The organism is Janibacter alkaliphilus (assembly GCF_013408565.1).
GTDB lineage: Bacteria > Actinomycetota > Actinomycetes > Actinomycetales > Dermatophilaceae > Janibacter > Janibacter alkaliphilus.
On record NZ_JACBZX010000001.1, the window covers coordinates 488,470 to 509,887 of the forward strand.

At 73.5% G+C, this 21,418-nt stretch carries 23 protein-coding genes and 1 pseudogene; 10 read left to right on the plus strand and 14 right to left on the minus strand.

Annotated elements, in window-relative coordinates; genetic code table 11:
• The first annotated feature begins 240 nt into the window (after nucleotides 1–240).
• The 5 genes and pseudogenes from acs (at nucleotide 241) to BJY28_RS15765 (ending at nucleotide 5,392) form a co-directional block, all read left to right on the plus strand.
• A complete protein-coding gene (gene acs / locus BJY28_RS02335) occupies nucleotides 241–2,169 on the plus strand; it encodes an acetate--CoA ligase (protein WP_343036920.1) in 1,929 nt (642 codons plus the stop codon).
• Nucleotides 2,170–2,378: 209 nt separating this feature from the next.
• Nucleotides 2,379–2,687 (plus strand): hypothetical protein, encoded by a 309-nt coding sequence (locus BJY28_RS15990; RefSeq protein ID WP_179461577.1) that lies wholly within the window; start codon nucleotides 2,379–2,381, stop codon nucleotides 2,685–2,687.
• Nucleotides 2,688–2,716: 29 nt separating this feature from the next.
• The gene (locus tag BJY28_RS02345; RefSeq protein ID WP_343036921.1) at nucleotides 2,717–3,580 is read left to right on the plus strand and encodes a FecCD family ABC transporter permease; all 864 of its coding nucleotides are present in this window, start codon (nucleotides 2,717–2,719) and stop codon (nucleotides 3,578–3,580) included.
• Between the two features lie 206 nt (nucleotides 3,581–3,786).
• A pseudogene (locus BJY28_RS15995) lies at nucleotides 3,787–4,579 on the plus strand (FecCD family ABC transporter permease); the annotation flags it as partial.
• Between the two features lie 45 nt (nucleotides 4,580–4,624).
• A complete protein-coding gene (locus tag BJY28_RS15765; RefSeq protein WP_425485718.1) occupies nucleotides 4,625–5,392 on the plus strand; it encodes an ABC transporter ATP-binding protein in 768 nt (255 codons plus the stop codon).
• A gap of 106 nt (nucleotides 5,393–5,498) precedes the next feature.
• Here BJY28_RS15765 and BJY28_RS02355 read toward each other — a convergent pair whose 3' ends face one another.
• The 7 genes from BJY28_RS02355 to BJY28_RS02385 form a co-directional block, all read right to left on the minus strand.
• On the minus strand, nucleotides 5,499–6,308 hold the full coding sequence (locus BJY28_RS02355; protein ID WP_179461578.1) for a glycerophosphodiester phosphodiesterase family protein: 810 nt from the start codon (nucleotides 6,306–6,308) through the stop codon (nucleotides 5,499–5,501).
• An 85-nt stretch (nucleotides 6,309–6,393) separates the two neighbouring features.
• A complete protein-coding gene (locus BJY28_RS02360) occupies nucleotides 6,394–6,843 on the minus strand; it encodes a monovalent cation/H(+) antiporter subunit G (protein WP_179461579.1) in 450 nt (149 codons plus the stop codon).
• Nucleotides 6,840–7,100 carry a monovalent cation/H+ antiporter complex subunit F gene (locus BJY28_RS02365; protein WP_179461580.1) on the minus strand — a complete coding sequence of 87 codons (261 nt, stop codon included), beginning with the start codon at nucleotides 7,098–7,100 and terminating at the stop codon, nucleotides 6,840–6,842. Before BJY28_RS02365 ends, BJY28_RS02360 begins: the two co-directional genes overlap by 4 nt.
• Nucleotides 7,097–7,486 (minus strand): Na+/H+ antiporter subunit E, encoded by a 390-nt coding sequence (locus tag BJY28_RS02370; protein WP_179461581.1) that lies wholly within the window; start codon nucleotides 7,484–7,486, stop codon nucleotides 7,097–7,099. Before BJY28_RS02370 ends, BJY28_RS02365 begins: the two co-directional genes overlap by 4 nt.
• Nucleotides 7,483–9,003, minus strand: a complete 1,521-nt coding sequence (locus BJY28_RS02375; protein ID WP_179461582.1) for a monovalent cation/H+ antiporter subunit D family protein — start codon at nucleotides 9,001–9,003, stop codon at nucleotides 7,483–7,485. Before BJY28_RS02375 ends, BJY28_RS02370 begins: the two co-directional genes overlap by 4 nt.
• Complete coding sequence (locus tag BJY28_RS02380) at nucleotides 9,000–9,332, minus strand: sodium:proton antiporter (RefSeq protein ID WP_179461583.1); 333 nt, start codon at nucleotides 9,330–9,332, stop codon at nucleotides 9,000–9,002. Before BJY28_RS02380 ends, BJY28_RS02375 begins: the two co-directional genes overlap by 4 nt.
• The gene (locus tag BJY28_RS02385; protein ID WP_343036922.1) at nucleotides 9,329–12,349 is read right to left on the minus strand and encodes a DUF4040 family protein; all 3,021 of its coding nucleotides are present in this window, start codon (nucleotides 12,347–12,349) and stop codon (nucleotides 9,329–9,331) included. Before BJY28_RS02385 ends, BJY28_RS02380 begins: the two co-directional genes overlap by 4 nt.
• A 255-nt stretch (nucleotides 12,350–12,604) precedes the next feature.
• Here BJY28_RS02385 and BJY28_RS02390 point away from each other — a divergent pair, with 255 nt between their 5' ends.
• Nucleotides 12,605–13,078 carry a phage holin family protein gene (locus tag BJY28_RS02390; protein ID WP_179461584.1) on the plus strand — a complete coding sequence of 158 codons (474 nt, stop codon included), beginning with the start codon at nucleotides 12,605–12,607 and terminating at the stop codon, nucleotides 13,076–13,078.
• Nucleotides 13,079–13,188: 110 nt separating this feature from the next.
• Nucleotides 13,189–13,995, plus strand: coding sequence for an alpha/beta fold hydrolase (locus tag BJY28_RS02395; protein ID WP_343036923.1), 807 nt, complete (start codon nucleotides 13,189–13,191; stop codon nucleotides 13,993–13,995).
• Here BJY28_RS02395 and BJY28_RS02400 read toward each other — a convergent pair.
• Both BJY28_RS02400 and nth read right to left on the minus strand, forming a co-directional pair.
• Complete coding sequence (locus tag BJY28_RS02400) at nucleotides 13,973–14,647, minus strand: NUDIX hydrolase (protein WP_343036924.1); 675 nt, start codon at nucleotides 14,645–14,647, stop codon at nucleotides 13,973–13,975. The two genes, BJY28_RS02395 and BJY28_RS02400, sit on opposite strands and share 23 nt — an antisense overlap.
• Nucleotides 14,644–15,348 (minus strand): endonuclease III, encoded by a 705-nt coding sequence (gene nth / locus BJY28_RS02405; protein WP_179463896.1) that lies wholly within the window; start codon nucleotides 15,346–15,348, stop codon nucleotides 14,644–14,646. The genes BJY28_RS02400 and nth overlap by 4 nt, the downstream gene beginning before the upstream one ends.
• A gap of 57 nt (nucleotides 15,349–15,405) precedes the next feature.
• On the opposite strand from nth, the gene BJY28_RS02410 reads away from it, so the two are divergent.
• Nucleotides 15,406–16,083 carry a cyclic nucleotide-binding domain-containing protein gene (locus BJY28_RS02410; protein WP_179461585.1) on the plus strand — a complete coding sequence of 226 codons (678 nt, stop codon included), beginning with the start codon at nucleotides 15,406–15,408 and terminating at the stop codon, nucleotides 16,081–16,083.
• 206 nt (nucleotides 16,084–16,289) lie between these two features.
• Here BJY28_RS02410 and BJY28_RS02415 read toward each other — a convergent pair whose 3' ends face one another.
• Genes BJY28_RS02415 through sp36 form a run of 4 tightly spaced genes read right to left on the minus strand, consistent with a single transcriptional unit; the run spans nucleotide 16,290 to nucleotide 18,562 of the window.
• Nucleotides 16,290–17,102: an MBL fold metallo-hydrolase gene (locus BJY28_RS02415; protein WP_425485694.1), complete on the minus strand. Its 813-nt coding sequence runs from the start codon at nucleotides 17,100–17,102 to the stop codon at nucleotides 16,290–16,292.
• Nucleotides 17,099–17,926: an NUDIX hydrolase gene (locus BJY28_RS02420; protein WP_179461586.1), complete on the minus strand. Its 828-nt coding sequence runs from the start codon at nucleotides 17,924–17,926 to the stop codon at nucleotides 17,099–17,101. Before BJY28_RS02420 ends, BJY28_RS02415 begins: the two co-directional genes overlap by 4 nt.
• The gene (locus BJY28_RS02425; protein ID WP_179461587.1) at nucleotides 17,926–18,393 is read right to left on the minus strand and encodes a RidA family protein; all 468 of its coding nucleotides are present in this window, start codon (nucleotides 18,391–18,393) and stop codon (nucleotides 17,926–17,928) included. The genes BJY28_RS02420 and BJY28_RS02425 overlap by 1 nt, the downstream gene beginning before the upstream one ends.
• Before the next feature lie 7 nt (nucleotides 18,394–18,400).
• A complete protein-coding gene (sp36, locus tag BJY28_RS02430) occupies nucleotides 18,401–18,562 on the minus strand; it encodes a Sp36 family protein (RefSeq protein WP_179461588.1) in 162 nt (53 codons plus the stop codon).
• A gap of 28 nt (nucleotides 18,563–18,590) precedes the next feature.
• Here sp36 and bagA point away from each other — a divergent pair, with 28 nt between their 5' ends.
• Both bagA and bagB read left to right on the plus strand, forming a co-directional pair.
• Nucleotides 18,591–19,589: an ATPase BagA gene (gene bagA, locus BJY28_RS02435; RefSeq protein WP_179461589.1), complete on the plus strand. Its 999-nt coding sequence runs from the start codon at nucleotides 18,591–18,593 to the stop codon at nucleotides 19,587–19,589.
• Nucleotides 19,586–20,737 carry an ArsA family ATPase gene (gene bagB, locus BJY28_RS02440; protein ID WP_179461590.1) on the plus strand — a complete coding sequence of 384 codons (1,152 nt, stop codon included), beginning with the start codon at nucleotides 19,586–19,588 and terminating at the stop codon, nucleotides 20,735–20,737. The genes bagA and bagB overlap by 4 nt, the downstream gene beginning before the upstream one ends.
• A 167-nt stretch (nucleotides 20,738–20,904) precedes the next feature.
• On the opposite strand, the gene BJY28_RS02445 is transcribed toward bagB, so the two are convergent.
• Nucleotides 20,905–21,171 (minus strand): WhiB family transcriptional regulator, encoded by a 267-nt coding sequence (locus tag BJY28_RS02445; protein WP_343036925.1) that lies wholly within the window; start codon nucleotides 21,169–21,171, stop codon nucleotides 20,905–20,907.
• Nucleotides 21,172–21,418: the final 247 nt, after the last annotated feature.

The window sequence follows — 21,418 nt, forward strand, 5'->3', positions numbered from 1 at the left end:
CAGCCGGTCGGCCGTCGCCGCGACCCCCGGTGCGTCCGCCGCCGCTCCACCAGCTCTCCGTCTCCCGCCCCTCCCGAGCACCAGACCTGCGCCGCCCGGCGCACCACCCACCCGCTCGCCGTGCGGCTCCCTCCGCTCGACGTGCCGAGAGCCGCTCCCCTTGTGCCCCGGGCCGGATCCGACGAAGGTAGGAGCCAGACCCGGCCGGCCCGCCCGGCCGCCGCTCAACGAGGAGGACACGTGTCGCAGTCGTACGCACCCACCCCGGAGTTCACCGAGCAGGCCGTCGGCCAGGCCGCGCTCTACGACGAGGCCGCCGCCGACCACCAGGGCTTCTGGGCGCGGCAGGCGCGGGAGCGGATCAGCTGGGACACCGACTTCGAGCAGGCCCTGGACTGGAGCCAGGCTCCCTTCGCGACGTGGTTCGCCGGTGGCCGGCTCAACGCCTCGGTCAACTGCGTGGACCGGCACGTCGACGCCGGCAACGGCGACCGGGTCGCCATCCACTTCGAGGGCGAAGGGGGCGACACCCGGACCATCACCTACGCGGACCTGCAGAAGGAGGTCGCCAAGGCGGCCAACGCGCTCACCGAGCTCGGCGTGGGCCACGGCGACCGGGTGGCGATCTACCTGCCGATGATCCCGGAGGCGGTCATCGCCATGCTCGCCTGCGCCCGGCTCGGCGCCCCGCACTCGGTGGTCTTCGGCGGCTTCTCCGCCGAGGCGCTGCACACCCGCATCGCCGACGCCGACGCCAAGGTCGTCATCACCGCCGACGGGCAGTTCCGCCGCGGCAAGCCGGCCCCGCTCAAGGCGGCGGTGGACGCGGCCATCGACCACGGCGACGACGAGTCCCCGGTGGAGACCGTGCTCGTGGTGCAGCGCGCGCAGAACGACGTCGAGTGGGTCGAGGGCCGCGACCGGTGGTGGCACGACGTCGTCGACGGGCAGAGCGAGACCCACGAGGCGCAGGCGCACGACGCTGAGCACCCGCTCTTCATCCTCTACACCTCCGGCACCACCGGGAAGCCGAAGGGGATCTTCCACACCACCGGCGGCTACCTCACCCAGGTGGCCTACACCAACGCGGTGGTGCACGACCTGCACCCGGAGAGCGACGTCTACTGGTGCACCGCCGACATCGGCTGGGTCACCGGGCACTCCTACATCGTCTACGGGCCGCTGGCCAACGGCGCCACCCAGGTGCTCTACGAGGGCACCCCGAACACCCCGCACGAGGGCCGCTTCTGGGAGATCGTGCAGAAGTACGGGGTCTCGATCCTCTACACCGCCCCGACGGCGATCCGCACCTTCATGAAGTGGGGCGACGACATCCCCGCGAAGTACGACCTCTCCTCGATCCGGGTGCTCGGCTCGGTCGGCGAGCCGATCAACCCCGAGGCCTGGCGCTGGTACCGCGAGCACATCGGCGGCGGCACCGCCCCGATCGTCGACACCTGGTGGCAGACCGAGACCGGCGGGATCATGATCTCCCCGCTGCCCGGGGTCACCGAGCTCGAGCCGGGCTCGGCGCAGCGCCCGATCCCCGGCATCAGCGCCGAGATCCTCGACGACGAGGGCCAGCCCTTCACCGAGCCGGAGAAGGTGGGCTACCTCGTGCTGACCAAGCCGTGGCCGGCGATGCTGCGCGGCATCTGGGGCGACCCGGAGCGGTACAAGGACACCTACTGGAGCCGCTTCGGTCCGGAGTACTACTTCGCCGGCGACGGCGCGAAGTACGACGAGGCGGGCAACATCTGGCTGCTCGGCCGGGTGGACGACGTCATGAACGTCTCCGGCCACCGGCTCTCCACCGCCGAGATCGAGTCCGCCCTCGTCTCGCACTCCTCGGTCGCCGAGGCCGCGGTCGTCGGCGCGGCCGACGAGACCACCGGCCAGGCGGTCTGCGCCTTCGTCATCCTCCGCGAGGGCGCCGAGGACGCCGGTGATGAGACCGTCCAGGAGCTGCGCGAGCACGTCGCCAAGGAGATCGGCCCGATCGCCAAGCCGCGCCAGGTCATGGTCGTGCCGGAGCTGCCGAAGACCCGCTCCGGCAAGATCATGCGGCGGCTGCTCAAGGACGTCGCCGAGAACCGCGAGGTCGGCGACGTCACCACCCTCGCCGACAGCTCGGTGATGCAGCTCATCCAGGACGGGCTCAAGGAGTGACCGGTCCGCCGACGGGGTGACCTGGGCAACTTAGGAGAGGCTCCCCGGACCTGTCGGAGAAGAGCGACTGACGCGAGTGGACCACCGAGCTCGGCGAGCTGACCGGCAGCACCGAGGCCGCCGAGGAGACCATCGCGGAGGTCGATCAGGCCTTCGCCGACGCCCGCGAGCGGCTCCCCGGCCTGCAGGGCGCCACCTTCACCGGCTACATGGCCACCGAGGAGGGCTGCACCCTGCTGTCGGTCTTCGACTGGGTCGAGGAGCTCGAGGCCGACGTCTCGATGATCCGGCTCCGGGACGACGCCTTCCAGTCCGAGCTGGAGGAGGACCCGCGCTTCCAGGAGCTCGGTGCCGTGCAGAACGACGCCGTGCTGTGGGCCACCAGCGAGAACAACTGGTACGCCGCCTCGACCACCTACGGCCCCTCGTCGTTCACGTGGTTCCTGGAGGAGGCCGTGCGGCACCGGGCACGGCCCCTCGCCGGCGGACGGCCCGGCCAGCGGCCAGGCGGTCGCTGAGCCTGCTCGCCGGCCTCGCGGTCCTCGTGGTGCTGCTGCTGCTCAGCGTCGCGGTGGGCGCGAAGAACATCCCGCTGGCCACGGTGCTGGCCGCGCTGGCGGAGAACACCGGGCAGGGCGACGCCTACGTGGTGTGGGACCTGCGCGTCCCGCTCGCCGACCCCGGCATCCTCGGGGTCAACGCCGGGGCTGCCGTCTTCGTCGCCGTGGCGATCGCCCTGCTCGGCGTCACGTCGGTCCAGGGCTACGTGTGGTTCGCCTTCGCCGGGGCTCTCGTGGTAACCCCCGCGGTCTACGCGATCGGTTCCGGCGGGCGCGGCGGGATCGACGCGGTGCAGCTCACCCTGGCCGGGGTTGCGCTCGGCGCGCTGCTGCAGGGGATCGTCATGGGGCTCACCCTGCTGGACCCGGGGGCCTTCGACGCCATGCGCAGCTGGAACGCTGGCAGCTCGGTGGGCCGCGGCTGGGACGTCCTGCTGCCGGTCCTGCCCTTCCTCGGGATCGGGCTGGTCGCCGCGGCGCTTGCGGCACCCTCCCTCAACGCCGTGGCGCTGGGCGACGACCTGGCGCGCTCCCTTGGGGCGCACGTCACCCGCACCAGGGTGCTCGTCATCCTCGCGGTGCTGCTGGCCGGGGGCGCCACGGCAATCGCCGGACCGATCGCCTTCGTCGGGCTCATGGTCCCGCACGTGGCCCGCTGGATCGTCGGGCCCGACCAGCGCTGGATCATCGCCTGCACCGTGCTGCTGGCGCCCTCGCTGATGCTGGCCGCCGACGTGCTGGGTCGGGTGCTGCTGGGCCCCGGCGAGATCCCGGTCGGGGTCGTCACCCCCCTCGTCGGCGGTCCGGTGCTCATCCTGCTCGTGCGTCGGTTGAAGGCGAGCGGGCTGTGACCGCCACCAGGACCGCGCCGACCGCGACCGCTCCGGAGCACGGACGCGTCGACTTCGGTCAGCGCACCTTCCGCCCCCGCCTGGGCCCGGTGGCGCTGCGCTGGCGGGCGCGCACCGTCGTCGTGCTCGTCGCGCTGACCCTGCTCACCACGGCCGTGACCACGGCCGCGCTCGCCCTGGGTGACTACCCGCTTAGCGTGGCCGAGGTGTGGGGCGCGATCGTCGGGGCCCCGGCCGCCGCCTTCGCCCGGATCGTCGTCGTCGAGTGGCGCGCCCCACGAGCGCTGGCGGCGGTGATCTTCGGTGCGGCGCTGGGGATCTCCGGGGCCGTCTTCCAGTCGTTGACCCGCAACCCGCTGGCCTCGCCGGACATCATCGGCTTCAGCACCGGCTCCTACACCGGCGCCCTCGTGGCGATCATCGTCATCGGCGGCGGCTACCTTAGCATCGCTGCGGGGGCCCTGATCGGCGGCATCGCCACCGCGGCGGCGGTCTACCTGCTCGCCGGGCGGCGCGGTGTCCAGGGCTTCCGGCTGATCATCGTCGGCATCGCCGCCTCCGCCATGCTCGGCTCGGCGAGCACCTCGCTGCTGCTGACCGCCGACCTCGACGCGACCCTGTCGGCGGCGGTCTGGGGCGCCGGGACGCTCCACCGTGAGCTGGGAGCAGGTGAGCCTGGCCGGGGCGGTCATCGCCGTGGTGGTGCTCGGTCTGAGCGCCTGCGCCCCCGGCCTTCGTCAGCTGGAGCTCGGCGACGACGCCGCCAGGTCCACCGGGGTGCGCGCCGAGCCCGTCCGGCTCGCGGCGATGACCCTGGGCGTCGCCCTCACCGCCGTCATCACCGCGGCCGCCGGCCCGATCTCCTACGTCGCGCTGGCCGCGCCCCAGATCGGCCGGCGGCTCGCCCGCACCCCCGGGGTGACGCTCGCCCCCGCCGCGCTGACCGGCGCCCTGCTGCTCGCCGAGGCAGATGTCGTCGCCCAGCACTCGCTGCCCGCCTCGCTCCCGGTGGGGGTCATCACCGTGGTGGTCGGCGGGGCCTACCTGCTCTGGCTGGTCGCCGCGAGGTGCGGCGGCGCTGACACCGGCGTGCCTGACCGCTCCTTCACGGTCATCGTCGGTCCGAACGCCTGCGGCAAGTCGACCCTGCTGCGCGCCCAGTCACGGCTGCTCCGGCCGAGTGCCGGTTCGGTGATCCTCGACGGGCAGGACATCCGCTCGCTCGCGGCGAAGGAGCTCGCCCGCCGGGTGGGGCTGCTGCCCCAGTCGTCCATCGCGCCGGAGGGCATCACGGTCGGGGACCTCGTCGCACGTGGGCGCTTCCCGCACCAGGGGCTCATCCGGCAGTGGACCGCCCATGACGAGCAGGCCGTGCTGTCGGCGATGGATGCCACCGGGGTGACTCCCTTGTCCGGTCGGCTGATCGACGAGCTGTCCGGAGGGCAGCGGCAGCGGGTGTGGGTGGCGATGGCGCTGGCCCAGGAGACCGAGATCCTGCTGCTGGACGAGCCCACGACGTTCCTGGACATCGCCCATCAGATCGAGCTCATGGAGCTCTTCACCGACCTGCACCGCAGCGGGCGCACGTTGGTGGCGGTGCTGCACGACCTCAACCAGGCCGCCCGCTACGGCACCCATCTCATCGCGATGAAGGACGGCGCCGTGATCGCCGAGGGCCCGCCTGCCGAGGTGGTCAACGCGGAGCTCGTGGAGCACGTCTTCGGGCTGGCCTGCTGGGTGCTCCCGGACCCGGTGAGCGGCACTCCCCCGGTCGTGCCGCTCGGGCGGGACCGGGGGTCACGTCGAGGATGATCGACTGTCGGGCACCCACCTGTGCAGCCGCCTCGCCGACCGGTCGCCCAGGTGGCTGACGGTCCAGACGCACCTGCCGCACCGGACCTGCCGAGGTCCGGAGCGGTCACCGGGCGGGCAGACCTCGGTCGTTGGGCAGCCCTGCGCCCATCGGTCGCCACGCCTGCCGGGCCAGCAGCACCTCGCGCAGCACGTCGGGGCGGTCGGTGATGATCCCGTCCACCCCCGAGTCCAGCAGCTCGTGCATCAGGGCGGGGTCGTCGACGGTCCACACCACCACCCGCACCCCGAGCCGGTGGGCCAGACGGACCAGCCGGGCCGAGTGCACCGGCAGCCGCCCCAGGTGCAGCGGCACGTGCGCGAAGCGCCCCTGCACCATCGCCGCCGGGACCGGCACCCCGGCGCGGCTCATCGAGATCAGCGTGGTCAGCGAGCGCCAGCCCAGCGCGGTCTGCACGTGCGGCGCCTGCGAGCGCAGCAGCTGCAGCCAGCCGTCCCAGGCCCCGGCCACGCAGACCCGACGCGCCCGCTCGGGGTCCTGCAGCAGCCGGGCCATCGGGGCGATCGCGGCCTGGTCCTTGAGGTCGACGGTGAAGCACGCCTCGGGGAAGGCGTCCAGCGCCTCCGCCAGGGTGGGGACGGGCGCCAGCCGGCCCTCCGGACCACGCACCAGCACCGCCCGCAGCTCCGCCAGCGTGCGCTCACCGACCCGTCCCCAGCCGGTGGTCCGCGCCTCGAGCTGCTCGTCGTGGAAGCACACGAGCTCGCCGTCGGCGGTCAGCCGCACGTCGGTCTCGAGGTAGCGCACGCCCAGCGCCACCGAGCGCTCGAAGGCGTCCAGGGTGTTCTCCGGAGCGAGCGCGGCCCCGCCGCGGTGGGCGATCGCCAGCGGACCCGGACCGGTGCCGTAACTCATGCCACCCAGGGTGGGCCCTGCGCGGGCACCGTGCCGACGATCAGGGACGGGCTCGGCGAGGGTTCACCGACGCTTCATGCCCCGGTCAGCCCGAGCGCTCCCCCGGCCCTCGCGGCGGTGCGCCGGTGAGATCGTTGGGCCGGGTCTGCGGGTCGAAGTCGGCCCCGGAGAGCACCGCGGCCCGGGAGAGGGTGTTCGAGGCGACCGAGGAGACCAGCAGCAGCGCGCCCAGGGTGAGCAGCACCTTGACGAGGTCCAGCCAGGAGAAGGCGTGCACGGTGAGGCTGTGCAGGTACGCCCCGAGCACGATCGAGGTCAGGCCCATCCCGGTCGCCGGGGAGAGCGCGTTGATCCGGCTGAGCGCGTCCCGCACCCGGTGCATGGCGATCGCGCTGAGCAGCACCCAGACGGCGCCGCTGAGCACGAGCACCGCGGCGACCACCGAGGCCACGGTGGCGGGCAGCCCGTCCAGGGCCGGCGCCACCACCTCCGGCTCGATCGGCTCGCTGGCCCTGACGATGTCGATCAGTCTCATCGACGCCCCCTGGTGATGATCCGGGCCAGCGCGATCGTCGAGAGGATCCCGAGCAGGCTGGCCAGCAGCGCCGCCTCGGTCACCGCGGCCGACTCCCGCAGCATGCTCAGCAGGATGAGCAGGCCGACGCCGCTGAAGAAGATGAGGTCACCGACGACGGCCGCGCTGGCGGCCTCGTCGGTGGTGCGGATGCGCAGCAGCGCGAGCACCACGGCGGCGCCGAGGATGCCCATGGCGATGGCGACGACGACGGTCACGACTCCCCCCTTCGCCGCACCGGGTCCTGCGGGACCGGCGGCACCTGACCCCGGCCGCGGGTGGCGGTCAGCAGCCGGGACTCCATGTCCCGCAGGTCGGCCACCACGGCGTCGACGTCGCGCGCGTAGAGGCAGTGCACGAAGAGGGTCGCCGGCTCGTCCCACCGGGCCGCGGCGGTGCCGGCCACCAGCGTGCCCGGGGTGATCGTGATCGAGGAGGAGAAGACGGCGATCTCGGCGTCGGTGGCGCAGCGCAGCGGCAGCTCGACGATCGCCGGGTCCACCGACAGCCCGGGGGTGGCGATGTCCCGCCCGAGGGCGAAGGAGCCCTTGACGAGCTCGACGAGCACGTAGACCGCGTAGCGCAGCATGTCGAAGGCCTTCATCGTCCGAGCACCGCCTCGACGTAGGCGCCGGTGTCGAGCAGACCGGTGGCGGCCTGCTCGAAGACCGGGTCGATGAGCGAGACCCCGACGAAGATGGCCAGCGAGACGACGATCATCGACCCTCCGGGCAGCAGCATCCGCGCGGGGATGCGCACGTCGTCGGTGATGTCGATCCGCTCGGTGCGACGGGTGCGGGCGTGGTCGCCGCGGTAGTGCTCCGGCGGCGGGCCCCAGAAGATCGCGGTCCACACCCGTTGCAGCGCCAGCAGCGAGAGGACCGAGGCGACGATGACGGCGCCGACGAGCAGCCATGCCTGCCAGCCGGGTGCCTCGGCGGCACCGAGGACGAGCCCGAGCTTGCCCCACAGGCCCGAGGTCGGCGGCAGCCCGACGAGCGACATCAGACCGAGCGCGACGATCGCCGCGGCCCACGGCTCCCGGGTCATCAGACCGGTGAGCCGGTCCAGCCGCTGCGAGCCGTAGGTGTGCTCGATGGCGCCGCCGGTGAGCAGCAGCGCCGCGGTGGTGATGATGCTGTGCACGAGGTAGAGCAGGCCGGCAGCCAGGCTGAGCTGGGTGAACACGACGACGCCGACGAGGGCGTGCCCGACGCTGGCGACCATCTGGAAGGCCATCGCCCCGCGGAAGGTCTGCTCGCCGAAGGTGCTCACCGCGCCGACGACGCAGGTGATCGCGACGAGCACGACGGCGATCCCGACCCACGGCGCCTGGCCGTCGTAGACCACCGCGTAGATCCGGTAGATCGCGTAGACGGCGACCTTGGTGTGCAGGGCGGCGAAGAGCGCCATCACCCCGGGCGAGGTCGCCGGGTAGGTCCGCGGCAGCCAGGTGTGCACCGGCACCACCCCGGCCTTGACGGCCAGCGCCAGCAGCACGACGCCGACCGCGAGCCCGGTCCGCTCGTCGGCGACCCCCTGCCCGGCCAGCGCCGCGACGTTCACCGTGCCGGCGGTGCCGTAGGTGAGGCCGACGCCGATGAGCAGGATCGTCGAGGTGAGCAGGTTGACGACGACGAAGAGGCGCCCGACGCCCAGCCGTCGCCAGGTGCCGGTGATGGCGATGAGCGCGTAGCTGGGCAGCAGCATCACCTCGACGAAGACGAAGAGGTTGAAGAGGTCGCCGGTGAGCAGGGCGCCGTTGACGCCGGTGACGAGCAGCAGCACCAGCGGCACGAAGAAGCGGTAGCGGGTCTCCCCGGTGAGGATCAGCCAGCCCACCGTCGCCAGGGTCGCCAGCGAGGTGACCGCGAGCATGATCGCGGTCAGGCTGTCCGAGACGAAGGGGATGGCCACCCCGGGGACGTAGTCGCCGACCCCGGCGGCCAGGGCGGGGACGTCGGCGTGGTGCATCGCCAGGGTGACCGCGGCCGAGAGCACACCGAGCAGGGTGGCGACCAGGGCGAGCACCCCGACGAGGTGGCGGCGCACCAGCACGGTCAGACCGGCCAGCAGCAGCGGGACGGCCACCAGCAGCGGCAGCGCGGAGGAGGCGGTCATCGGTCGTGCACCTCCCCGGTCTCGGGCATCCGGCGGGTGTCGTCGTTGTGGCCGATGACGGCGAGCGCGAGCATGAAGATGGTCACCGCGAGGGTGATGACGATGGCGGTCAGCACGAAGGCCTGCGGCAGCGGGTCGGCGGCCGCCTCGGCGGCGGTGCGGTCGGCCAGCGGCTCGCCGCGCCAGGCGGCGACCCCGGCGCTGAGCAGCACGAGGTTGGCCGCGTGGCTGAGCAGCGAGAGCCCGAAGACGATCCGGACCATGGAGCGCTGCTGGACGAGGAAGACCCCGCCCGTGGTGAGCACCCCGATGAGCGCGAAGATGATCATCGGCCCAGCTCCCTCGGCGGCACGCCGCGGCTGACGTGCTGGGTGCGTACCCCGACCCGGCGGCTCGCCTCGGAGCGCAGCTCGTCGGCCAGCTCGGCGTCGATCTCGGCCTGCTCCTCGAGGGACTCGCCCCGCACCGAGTCCATCGGCCCGGCGATCTCGCCGAGCACCGCCTCGTCGACCCGCTCGCGGGTCCACTCCTCGCCGGGACGGGGCTCGGCCCCCTCGCTCGTGCCGAGCAGGTTGAAGGTGACCACGACCAGCCCGAGCACGGCGGCGTAGACGCCGATGTCGAAGACCAGCGAGGTGGTCCAGTGCTGCCCGACGGCCTCGCCGTGCAGCGGCTGCAGGAACTGCTCCGCGGCGAGCAGGCCCCACAGGCCGCTGCCGATCGCCGTGATGAGTCCGCCGCCGATGAGGTAGAGCGGCATCCGCGGCGGTCCGATCTGCCGGTCGCGGGAGGTGGAGAGGTAGATCAGCCCGACGATGGCCGAGGCGACCAGGGCGGCGATGAAGCCTCCGCCCGGGGCGTTGTGGCCGCGCCACAGCAGGTAGGCGGACATGATCGCCAGGACCGGGGTGACCCCGCGGACCATGAGCTGCAGCGAGGCGGCGTTCGGCCACGCCCGGTGGATCGCGCGGTGGGCGGTGCTGCCCTCCCCGCGCAGCGGCACCTCCGGGGGCGCCTCGTACCAGCGGTTCTTGTCCGGCGGCGGGTCGATGAACTCGTGACGCACGCTGGAGAAGAGGGCCACCACGGCGACGCCCGCCATGCCGAGCACGGCCAGCTCGCCGAGGGTGTCGAGCGCCCGGAACTCGACGAGGATGGTGTTGACGACGTTGGCTCCGCTGGTGATCTCCGGGCCCTCCTCGAGGTAGTACCGGCTGATCTCGGAGCGCGGCCGCCGCGAGGTCAGCGCCCAGGTGCCGACGGCCACCGAGGCGCCGGCCAGGACCGCGACGACGAGCCGGCCGCCGAGCAGCCGGGGCCCGTCCTTGGCGACGCTGCCGAAGGTCCGCGGCAGCTTCTGCAGGACGAGCATGATGACGATGATCGTCAGGCACTCCACGAGCAGCTGGGTCAGGCCGACGTCAGGGGCGCCGAGCGCCATGATCTGCGCGGTGGCCAGGATGCCGACCCCGCTGAGGCACAGCGTGGCCGCCAGCCGGGAGCGGGCGGTCGCCACGCCGAAGGTGGCCAGCGTCACCAGGCACAGGACGAGCAGGTCGAAGGGGCGGCTGAGGTCGTCCTGCAGCGGCTGCGCGGCCAGCTCGTCGAGCAGCACCAGGGTGCCGCCGAGCACCACGGCGGCCAGCGAGAGCATCATCGGGGTGGCGTGACGGCTGGGGTGGTCGGCCCGGGTGGGCGCGGCCACCAGGTCGCCGACCCGCCGGGTGCCCTCGGCGAGCGCGCCGAGCACGGTGGCGCCGTCCGGGGTGAGCCTGCGCCCGTCGAGGAACGGGGCCAGCCGCGCGCGGGCGGCGATGAGCGCCCCGCCGACGACGAGGATGACGACGGTGACGCCCAGCTCGAGGGTCAGCCCGTGCCACAGCGCCAGGTGCACCTCGTGCGGGACGCCGGCCGCGGCCGCCGCGGCCGCCACCGGGTGGTCCAGCACGGAGACGACCAGCGCCAGCGGCAGCCCGGCGACGATCGGCAGCGCGGCCGCCCCGATCATCACCGTCGAGACCGGGCTGACCTCGCCGTCGGGGTCGCCGTCGGTGAAGCAGCCGAGCAGGATCCGGCCGCAGTAGAGCACGGTGAGCACGGTGGCCAGGGCTCCGACGGCGAGCGCCAGGTAGCCCGCCGCCGCGCCGAAGGGGGCCTCGCCGTAGGCGGTGAGCAGCTGCTCCTTGGAGATGAAGCCGAGCATCGGCGGGATCCCGGCCATCGAGGCGCAGCCCAGCAGCATGACGGCGAAGCTGCCGGGCATGGCACCGACGAGCCGGGGCATCCGGGACAGCTCGCGGGTGTGCGCGGCGTGGTCGACGACGCCGACCATCATGAAGAGCCCGGACTTGAAGAGGGCGTGCGCGATGGTGTGCAGCACCGCAGCTGCGAGCGCGTGCTCGGTGCCGACACCGACGGCCGCGGTGATGAACCCCAGCTGGCTGACCGTGGAGCAGGCCATGAGCTTCTTGATGTCGCTCTGCCGGGCGGCGGTGAAGCCGCCGACGACCGCCGTGGCCAGACCGACGGTGATGAGCAGCGCGTTCCACGTGGCGACCTCGTGGAAGGCGGGGCTGAAGCGCAGCATGAGGAAGATGCCGGCCTTGACCACTGCGGCCGCGTGCAGGTAGGCGCTGACCGGGGTGATCGCGGCCATCGCGTCCGGCAGCCACACGTGGAAGGGCACCTGCGCCGACTTCGTGAAGGCGGCGACCGCGACGAGGGTGGCCACCAGCGCGGCGAAGCCGGGCTCCTGCTGCCACACCTCGCTGCCGAGCACCTCGGTCATCGAGGTGGTGCCCAGCCGCAGCACGATCGCGGCGACCGCGGCCAGCAGCGCCAGGCCGCCGACGAAGGTCATCAGCAGGGTGCGCATCGAGGCCGGGTGCCCCGCCCCGCCGGACCGGGCGATGAGGAAGAAGGAGGCCAGCGAGGTGAGCTCCCAGCAGATGAAGAGCAGCACCAGGTCGTCGGCCAGCACCAGCCCCACCATGGAGAAGGTGAAGGCCGCCATGAGGATGTAGAAGCTGGTGTTCGGCCCCGGGTCGAGGTAGGCCGTGGAGTAGACGAAGACGACCGCGCCGATGACCAGGGCGATGGCCGCAAAGACGATGCCGAGGCCGTCGGCGCGCAGCGCGAAGGAGACGTCCAGCGAGTCGATCCACGGCCGCGACCAGGCGACCGTCTCGCCGTCCAGCACCGTGGCGGCGGTCGGCGCCAGCAGCGCGGCGGCGGCCAGGTAGATCGCGGCCAGCGGCCACCCCGCCTGCCGCCCGAGGGTCCGGGTGAGCAGCGGGGTGAGCAGGACGGTCACGCCCAGCAGGGCGAGCGTCAGCGGCAGGGCCACGGGGCTGTCAACGCGCCGGCGCGCGGCCGGTCAGGTCGGTCTTCGGGCGCGGGCAGCGGGCACGGGAGCGGGTCTCGGGCTCGCTGGACATGCGGGCCATCCTAAGCGTAGGAGAGACCGGTCACACCCATCGGGTGTCGCCCGTCGCCCCCGGCGGGCGACTCGCGGGTAGGGTGTCGCAGAGCCGACGTCGGGCCTGGTCCGGCGCTGAATCGACAGACCTGCCTTGATGGCCCAGATGAGGGGAGCCGCACGATGAGCAACGACCTCGACCGTCGCCTCGACGAGACCGCTGACGGGAGCGTCGCCGCGCGCTCGGCCCAGCGGGTGATCGGCCACCCGGCTCCCGGGGAGAGCGAGCGCACCGTCGGCCAGCTCGTCGCCGACGCCAGCGCCGACGTGTCGGTGATCGTGAACCGGGAGATCCAGCTCGCCAAGACCGAGGTCACCCGCGGCCTCAAGGTCGGCGGCATGGGCGCCGGCCTGCTCGGCGGCGCCGCCTTCGTCGGCCTGCTCGGCGTCATCTTCCTCTTCCACACGATGGCGCACGTCCTCGACATCTGGCTGCCCATGTGGGCCGGCTACCTCATCACCACCGCCTTCCTGCTGCTGGTGGCCGGGCTGCTGGCGCTGATCGGCATCCGCAAGCTGAAGAAGGCCAACCCGAAGCCGGAGAAGGCCATCCGCAACGCCCAGCAGACCGTGGACGCGATCAAGCCGGGCAGCTGAGCGCCACCGACGCGGCCGTCTCCCTCGTCGACGGCCCGTGGGAGCACCGCTTCGTCGCCGCGAACGGCGCCCGCTTCCACGTCGCCACCGCGGGCAGCGGCCCGCTGGTCGTGCTGGTGCACGGCTTCCCGGAGTTCTGGTGGGCCTGGCGCGAGCAGATCCCGGCGCTGGCCGCGGCCGGCTACCGGGTCGCCGCGGTGGACCTGCGCGGGTTCGGGGCCAGCGACAAGCCGCCCAGCGGCTACGACGCCCCCACCGCCTGCGACGACCTGGCGGCGGTGATCCGCTCCCTCGGCGCCAGCCGCGCGGCGGTCGTCGGGCACGGTCTGGGCGCCTGGTTCACCTGGAGCATGCCGGCGCTGCGGTCGGAGGTGACCGGGGCGATCGCCACCTTCTCCATGCCGCACCCGCTGGTCTTCCAGCGGGCCGCCTGGCGGCACCCGTTGCAGTGGCGGGCGAACACCTACATCCGGGCGATGCAGACCCCCTTCGCGCCGGAGCGGCAGCTCTCCCCCCGCCGGCACGCGGTGGCCCGGCGGCTGCGCGACTGGTCCGGGCCGGACCGCTCGTGGATCACCGACGAGGTGCTCACTCGCTACGAGCAGTCGATGCAGGTCCCCTTCGTCGCGACCGCCGCCACCGAGTACTACCGGTGGCTCTACCGCACCCGGGTGACGCTGCCGGGCTGGCGCTACCTGGCCTCGGTGCGCGCCCCGATCGAGGTCCCCACCCTGCTGGTGCACGGCGCCGACGACCCGGCCGTGCTGCCGGCGCTGGCCGCGGAGAGCCACGGGCACGTGCGCGGGCCGGTGCAGGTGGTCACCGTGCCCGGTGCCGGGCACTTCGTGCCGGAGGAGGCGCCGGCGGCGACCACCGAGCTGCTGCTGGGCTGGCTCAGCGCCTACCACCCGGCTTGAGGTAGGGCAGCACGTAGCGCATCGGCAGCCGACGGCGCACCGACTCGTCCCACGGCCGGGACTGCCCGGCCGCGTCCAGCAGCACCGCGAGCAGCTGGGCGGTGAAGCCCCACACGAAAAGATCGGCGACGTCGAAGCCCGGACCGCTGTATCCCGACGGGCCGGTGACGGTGAACCGCCGCTCCGGGTCGACGAGCTCCTCGATGGGGACCCGGACCACCCGGCCCACCTCGCCGGGGTCGACGACGCCCAGCTCGCCCGGCTCGCGCCACCAGCCGAGGACGGGGGTGACCGCGTTGCGGCTGGGGCTGAGGTAGAGCCCGGGGAAGCTGGCGAGCACGTCGACCGAGTCCGGCTCGACCCCGACCTCCTCCCACGCCTCGCGCAGCGCGGCCTGCTCCGGGGTCTCGCCCGGGTCGAGCCCGCCGCCGGGGAAGGAGACCTGGCCGGCGTGGCTGCGCAGCCGCGAGGAGCGCTCGGTGAGCACGATGTCCACCCGGCCGTCGTCCCCTTCGCCGAGCAGCATGAGGACCGCGGCCCGACGCTCGGCGTCGGCCGGCGGAGCGAACCGGGTGAACCACTCGGGCAGGTCGGCGAGCAGCCGCTGCTCGGTCTGCTGCAGCCAGGCGGGAGGGGTGCTGGGGCCGGTCACGGGGCGAGCTCGTACTTCAGCAGCCGGGCCGCCTTCGCGGGGTCGGTCTCGCCGTCGCCGTAGGCGGGGCAGAGCCGGGTGACCGGGCAGGCGCCGCAGGCCGGGCGACGAGCGTGGCAGGTCCGCCGGCCGTGGAAGATGAGCACGTGGCTGAGCATCGTCCAGTCCTTGCGCTCGAAGAGCTCACCGACGGCGTGCTCGACCTTGACCGGGTCGGTCTCCTCGGTCCAGCCGAAGCGGCGCACCAGCCGGCCGAAGTGGGTGTCCACGGTGAGGCCGGGCACGTCGAAGGCGTTGCCAAGGACGACGTTGGCGGTCTTGCGGCCGACCCCGGGCAGGGTGACCAGGTCCCGCAGCCGTGGTGGGACCTCGCCGTCGAAGCGCTCCACGAGGGCCTGGGCGAGGCCGATGACCGAGCGGGTCTTGGCCTTGTAGAAGCCGGTGGGGCGCAGGATCTCCTCCATCTCCGCCGGCTCGGCCGCAGCCAGGTCGAGCGCGCTCGGGTAGCGCGCGAAGAGGGTGGGCGTGACCTTGTTGACCGTCACGTCGGTGGTCTGCGCGGAGAGCACGGTGGCCACGAGCAGCTGCAGCGGGGTCTCGAAGTCGAGCTCGGCGTGGGCGTAGGGGTAGCGCTCGTGCAGCAGCCGGTACATCTTGCGGGCGCGACGTTTCCGGGCGAGCGGCGTCTCGTCGATGACCATGGGCACCTGCACAGACTACGTCCGAGCCGGACACCCCACGTGGCACACTGTCCTCTCGTGAACCCTGATGTCGTGCGCCGTGCCCCGCTCTTCGCGACCCTCGACGACGAGGCTGCCTCGGAGGTGATCGCCTCGAGCACGCCCGTGCGCATGGAGCGCGGCGACGTGCTCTTCCACGAGGGCGACCAGGGCGACCGGCTCTACGTCATCACCGAGGGCAAGATCAAGCTCGGGCGCACCAGCCCCGACGGCCGGGAGAACCTGCTGGCTATCCTCGGGCCGTCGGAGATGCTCGGCGAGCTGAGCCTCTTCGACCCGGGGCCGCGCACCGCCACGGCGACCGCGGTGGCCGAGACCCAGCTGCTGGGCCTGGGCAACGAGCAGCTGCAGCAGCTGCTGGTGGCGCACCCCCGGATCGGCGGCACCCTGCTGGCGGCGCTGGCCCGGCGGCTGCGCCGCACCAACGAGAACCTCGCCGACCTCGTCTTCACCGACGTCCCCGGCCGGGTGGCCAAGGCCCTGCTGGAGCTCAGCGAGCGCTTCGGCCGGCCGGTCGAGGAGGGCACGATGGTCGCCCACGACCTCACCCAGGAGGAGCTGGCCCAGCTCGTCGGCGCCTCCCGGGAGACGGTGAACAAGGCGCTGGCCGACTTCGCCACCCGCGGCTGGCTGCGCCTGGAGAACCGCGCCGTGCTGCTCACCGACGTCGACCGCCTGCAGCGCCGCGCCCGCTGACCCCACTCTCTTCTCCCTGCCCCTCCCCCTCTCCCCCGCGCCCCCTTCTCCCAACCCCCTAGGCAGCTGGATCCGCTCAGCCTGCAAGCGCAGCGCCTGTGGCTGACGTGAGCGTCTGTGCGCCACGACGCCCGGGCGAGGTCAAGTCGGGGCGTCGGGGCCGGGTCCGTGCGGCCCGGCCCCCCTTCGCAGCCTGACGAAGGGGGTCAGCCGTGCGCGGCGAGGTAGTCCATCTGGGCGAGCACGGAGAGCCGGGCGGCGGGCCAGACCGAGCGGTCGACATCGGCGTAGACGGTCTCCACGACCACGTCGGCGGTCTCCGCGCCGCCGGCCATCGCCGCCCGCACCTGCTCCAGCCGCTCGCGACGGTGCACCCGGTAGAAGTCGACCATCGCGGACGCGTCCGGCACGGTCGGTCCGTGACCGGGCAGCACCGAGGTCACCTCCCCGCCTCCGGTGAGCGCGGCGATCCGCTCCAGCGACGCCAGGTAGGCCTCGAGCTCGCCGTCCGGATGAGCCACCACCGTGGTGCCCCGCCCGAGCACGGTGTCCCCGGTGAGCAGGGCGTGATCCGCCGGCAGCGCGAAGGAGACCGAGTCGGAGGTGTGCCCCGGGGTGGCCACCACGCGCAGCTCCAGCCCACCGACGCTGAGGGTCTCGCCGTCGGCGAGGTCGTCGTGACCGCGACCGACCGCCCGCACCGGCGCCCCGGTGAGCCGGGCCATCCGCGGCGCGCCCTCGCTGTGGTCGTGGTGACCGTGGGTGAGCACGACCAGGCCCACCCGGGCCCCGAGCCCGGTGACGTGCTCCAGCACCCGCTCCTGGTGGGCGGCCTCGTCCTCGCCGGGGTCGATGACGACGGCCTCGGTGCCGCCCGGCTCGAGCAGCACCCAGGTGTTCGTGCCGTCGAGGGTCATCGGCCCGGGGTTGCCCTGCAGCAGGCAGTGCGCCCGCGCAGTGATCTGCCCGCCCTGCCACTGGCCGATCGCGGCCGAGGGGGTCGGCGCCGGGGTGCTCACGGGGCCGGCTCGATCCGCACGGCCGGCCCGGCGTCGGTGAGCACCAGCTGCGGCAGGACCGTCGCCACCAGCGGCTCGCCGGCCAGCGCCTGACCCACCGAGGCGTGCTCCGCCAGCCCCTCGAGGCAGACGATCGTCGGCGGCAGCAGCAGCGCGTCGCCGGCGGCGAAGGAGTCCAGCAGCGCCCGCGGCCGGACCCACTCGGCGACGTCGGCCTCGCTGGTCCGCCCGTCCGCGGACTGCCCGGCCGGCAGCGCCGCGACGAAGAAGTAGGTGTCGTAGCGCCGCTTCTCGAACTCGGGGGTGATCCAGTGCGCCCGGTAGCCGAGCAGGTCGCTGCGCAGCACGAGCCCGCGCGCCAGCAGCACCTCCCCCAGCGCCACCTCCTTGGCGACCAGCGACTCCCTCAGCCGGTCCGACTCGTCGTCGGCGAGCACCACGGCGTCTCCCCCGGGGTCGTCGGCGGGCGAGGCGAGCAGCACCCCGGTCTCCTCGAAGACCTCCCGCACCGCCGCGGCGACGAGCATCCGGGCGTGCGCCTCGTCGGTGCCCAGCCGCTCGGCCCACACCTCCGGGTCCGGGCCCGCCCAGGGCGTCTCCTCGGCGTCGCGCGGGTCCACCCCTCCGCCGGGGAAGACGTGCCGGGAGGCGGCGAAGTCCATCGTCGGCACCCGGCGCAGCATGAAGACCTGCAGCGGACCGGCGTCGTCGCGCAGCAGCATCACCGTGGACGCCTGCTTCGTCGGTGCCGGGTCGGCGACCGGGGTCTCAGCGGCCAGCACGAGCCCCGGGTCAGCGGCCAGCAGGAAGTCGCGCGGGACCATCAGTCGCGCACCCGCACGGTCAGCTCGACCTCGACGCTGGCGCCGAGCGGCAGCGCCGCCACCCCGACGGCGGAGCGGGCGTGCACCCCGGCGTCGCCGAAGACCTCGCCGAGCAGCCGGCTGGCGCCGTTGAGCACCCCGGGCTGCCCGCCGAAGCCCGGTGCGCTGGCGACGAACCCGACGACCTTGACCACCTGCACCACCCGGTCCAGGTCGCCTTCGAGCACCGAGGCGACCGCGGCCAGGGCGTTGATCGTGCACGTGCGGGCCAGGTCGGCGGCCTCCTCGGCGGAGACCTCGGCGCCGACGAGCCCGGTGACCGGCAGCTCGCCACCGACGAAGGGGAGCTGCCCGGAGGTCAGCACGTGGTCGCCGTCGCGCAGCGCCGGCACGTAGGCACCTACCGGGGCGGCCACGTCGGGCAGCGTGACGGACAGCTGCGCCAGTCGTTCGGCGACGCGACCCATCAGCGGGTCACTGCCCGCGAGGGCGCTTGAGGTAGGCCACGAGGTTCTGCCCGCCGTCCGGTCCGGGGACGACCTGGACGAGCTCCCAGCCGTCCTCGCCCCACTGGTCGAGGATCTGCTTGGTCGCGTGGACGATGAGCGGCACGGTCGCGTACTCCCACTGGGTCATGCGGGCACCCTACTCGTAGGGTGGTCCGGTGCCCCCTGCCGAGCCCGTCGCCGATGCCCGGCTGCACGTGGTCACGGGCAAGGGCGGCACCGGCAAGACGAGCGTCGCGGCGGCGCTGGCCACCGCCTTCGCCGCTCGTGGCGAGCGGGTGCTGCTGACCGAGGTCGAAGGGCGCCAGGGCCTGGCGCAGGTCTTCGACGTCGCCCCGCTCGGCGAGGACGAGCGGACCCTGCTCACCGACCCCAGCGGCGGCGAGGTGGTCGGGCTGAGCGTGGACGCGCGGGCGGCGCTGCTGGAGTACCTGCACCGGTTCTACCGGCTGGGCCCGGCCGGAGCCGTGCTGCAGCGGGTGGGGGCGGTCGACTTCGCCACGACCATCGCGCCCGGGGTGCGGGACGTGCTGCTCATCGGCAAGGTCTACGAGGCGGTCGGCCGGACCACCCGACGGGACGGCCCCGTCTTCGACCGGGTCGTGCTGGACGCCCCGCCGACCGGGCGGATCGGCCGCTTCCTCGCGGTCAACTCCGAGGTCTCCCAGGTGGCCCGGGTCGGCCCGATCCGCTCCCAGGCCGACTCGATCACCCGCATGCTCTCCGGCCCGGAGACGGTGGTGCACCTGGTGACCCTGCTGGAGGAGATGCCCGTGCAGGAGACCCGGGACGCGGTCGCCGAGCTGACCGACCTCTCGCTGCGGGTCGGCTGGGTCGTCGCCAACCTCGTCGACGAGCCGCTGCTGCTGCCCGAGGACCTGCCGACGGCATCCGACGGGGTCGACGACGTCCTCGACGACCTGGTCACCGAAGGCCTGGCCGCCGCCGAGGTGAGCACCTTGCCCGCGATGGTCACCGGCCTGGTCCGCGAGGCCCGCGACCACCTCGCGCGGGCCGCCCTGCAGGCCCGGTTGGGCGAGGAGCTGGCGGGGCTGGGCCGACCCGTGGCCACCCTGCCCGGGCTGCCGGACGGCCTCGAGGGTGGCGGGCTGGGCGTCCTGGCCGACGCCCTCGACGAGCAGGGGGTGACCGGATGAGCCGCCGGGACGACGCCGACCTCGACGTCGACGTGCTGCTGGACGACCCGCAGCGCCGGATCGTCGTGTGCTGCGGCTCGGGCGGGGTGGGCAAGACGACCACGGCCGCGGCCCTGGCGCTGCGGGCCGCCGAGCGCGGCCGGCGGGTGGTCGTGCTGACCATCGACCCGGCCCGGCGGCTGGCCCAGTCCCTCGGGCTGGAGCACCTGGACAACACCCCGCGGCCGGTGGTCGGCATCGACGAGGCGGCCGGCGGGTCGCTCGAGGCGATGATGCTCGACATGAAGCGCACCTTCGACGAGGTGGTCGAGGCGCACACCACGCCGGAGAAGGCGGAGCAGATCCTCGCCAACCCCTTCTACGTCGCCCTGTCCAGCTCCTTCGCCGGCACCCAGGAGTACATGGCGATGGAGAAGCTCGGCCAGCTGCGCGGGCAGATCGCCGACGGCAGCCGGGAGTGGGACCTCATCGTCGTGGACACCCCGCCGTCGCGCTCGGCGCTGGACTTCCTGGACGCGCCGGGCCGGCTGGGCTCCTTCCTCGACGGTCGCCTGATCCGGATGCTCACCGCCCCGGCGAAGGTGGGTGGCCGCGCCTCGATGCGGGTGCTCGGGGGCGCCGTCGGGCTGGCCAGCGGGGTGATGGCGAAGGTGCTCGGCGGCGACCTGCTGCGGGACGTGCAGACCTTCGTCGCGGCCACCGACACGATGTTCGGCGGCTTCCGGGAGCGGGCCGAGCAGACCTACGCGCTGCTGGCCCGGGACGAGACCGCCTTCCTCGTGGTGACCTCGCCGGACCGGGACGCCGCGCGTGAGGCGGGGTACTTCATCGAGCGGCTGGCCGCCGACCGGATGCCGCCTGCGGGCGTCGTGGTCAACCGGGTGCAGACGGTGCGCGCCGCCCGGCTGGGCGCCGGCCGGGCCCAGGAGGCGGCCGACCGGCTGGCCGAGAGCGGCGAGCACGCGGTGGCCGAGGCGGTGCTGCGGGTGCACGTGCGGCGCGCTGAGACGGCCTCGCGGCACCGGGCGATGGTCCGTCGCTTCCGCACCACCCACCCGGGGACGCCGCTGACCGTGGTGCCGGCGCAGCAGAGCGACGTGCACGACCTCCACGGCCTGCGCGCGGTGGGCTCGGCCCTCTCGTCCTGACCTTGCCCAGCCCGCTCCCTCCCCCTTCGCCGCCCTCTGACGCGAGACCCTCGCCGCCCTAAGGCGCGGGCTACCACGCAGTAAGTGCTGTGATCACAGCACTTACTGCGTGGTAGCCGGAGGCAGTGGGTGACGCGCGAGGGGTCGGTGGGGTGGGGCGAAGGGGGTCAGCCGGCGCGGAGGGCGGCGGCGCGCTGGGCGCGCTCGAGGTAGTCGGTCCAGCTGGTGACGTCGGGGCGGCGGCGCAGCAGCGCGCGGCGCTCCCGCTCGGTCATCCCGCCCCAGACGCCGAACTCGGTGCGGTTGTCCAGGGCGTCGGCGAGGCACTCGACGATCACCGGGCAGCCCCGGCAGAGCACCTTGGCCAGCCGCTGCTCGCGGCCCTGGACGAAGAGGGTGTCCGGGTCGGCGTCACGGCACCGCCCCTGGTTCACCCATGAGTTGCGGTCCTCGTACGTTCGCGCGGCCTCCGACACATCTCCCCCTTGAACAGTGATCTCACGTCGTAGTGATCTCGCAGATCGGAACGGCACGACGATAAGGAGGTTAACCCACGAGTAGGCAAGGGCCTGACGAACTATTTGTCTGGTTCGTAATAGTCATCTCGCCGTGGAGGACGCGCCCTCGCCCACCCCGGCCCGCCAGGATGGATCCGGCACGCCTGCGCCCGCGCGGCCCGGC